Source organism: Pectobacterium artocarpous (assembly GCF_046159765.1).
Lineage (GTDB): Bacteria > Pseudomonadota > Gammaproteobacteria > Enterobacterales > Enterobacteriaceae > Pectobacterium.
In genome coordinates, this window is sequence record NZ_JBJXVK010000060.1 from 1 (window position 1) to 1,057 (window position 1,057).

Below are 1,057 nucleotides of genomic sequence, written 5' to 3' on the forward strand. Positions count from 1 at the left end.
GGCTTTGTTGAATAAATCGAACTTTTGCTCAATCTCAGGATCAGATCACGCATTACCCTGATAACACAGGCAATCCCGTGACAAAGCAAAAATTCAGAATCACCAACTGGAAGACCTACAACAAAGCCCTTATCACCCGTGGTTCCATCACCTTCTGGCTGGATGATGAAGCGGTTAAGGCATGGTACGAAACGGCAACCGCGTCATCACGGGGACGACCTCAGCGCTATTCTGACCTTGCCATCACTACCGTACTGATGATTAAACGAATATTTCGGCTCACCCTGCGGGCTGCTCAGGGATTTATTGATTCCATTTTTTCCCTGATGAGCCTCCCGCTGCGCTGCCCGGATTACAGCAGCGTCAGCAAACGGGCAAAGTCGGTTACCGTCTGTTTTAAAGCACCCTCCCGGGGTCAGATAGCCCATCTGGTGATTGATTCCACCGGGCTGAAGGTCTTCGGTGAAGGTGAATGGAAAGTCAAAAAACACGGCAAAGAACGCCGTCGTATCTGGCGAAAGTTGCACCTTGCGGTCGATGCAAAAAACCATGAAATTATCTGCGCAGACCTTTCACTGAACAAGGTCACAGATGCCGAGGCTTTCCCCGGTCTAATCAGACAGACCCATCGAAAAATCAGGTCAGCCGTAGCGGACGGTGCTTACGATACGCGACGATGCCACGACGAACTGCGCCGCAAGAAAATCAGCGCTCTCATCCCTCCCCGAAAGGGAGCCGGATACTGGGCTGGTGAATATGCAGACCGTAACCGGGCAGTTGCGAATCAGCGGCTGAGCGGGAGCAATGCGCGGTGGAAATGGACAACTGACTATAACAAGCGGTCGATAGCAGAAACGGCGATGTACAGAGTAAAACAGCTGTTCGGAGGTACCCTGACGTTGCGTGATTACGATGGTCAGGTAGCAGAGGGTTTGGCCATGGTGCGTGCATTGAACAAAATGACGAAGGCAGGTATGCCAGAAAGCGTGCGTATTGCCTGACAGCAACAACTCGTTGCAAGGATGTTTACCCCAAACCTGATTTATTCAACAAAGCC

At 51.4% G+C, this 1,057-nt stretch carries 1 protein-coding gene; it reads left to right on the forward strand.

Translation table 11 applies throughout. The annotated features are described in order from the left end of the window. Positions 1–77: 77 nt before the first annotated feature. Complete coding sequence (locus tag ACKQAD_RS20240; protein WP_409161753.1) at positions 78–1,001, forward strand: IS5 family transposase; 924 nt, start codon at positions 78–80, stop codon at positions 999–1,001. The last annotated feature ends 56 nt before the right edge of the window (positions 1,002–1,057 follow it).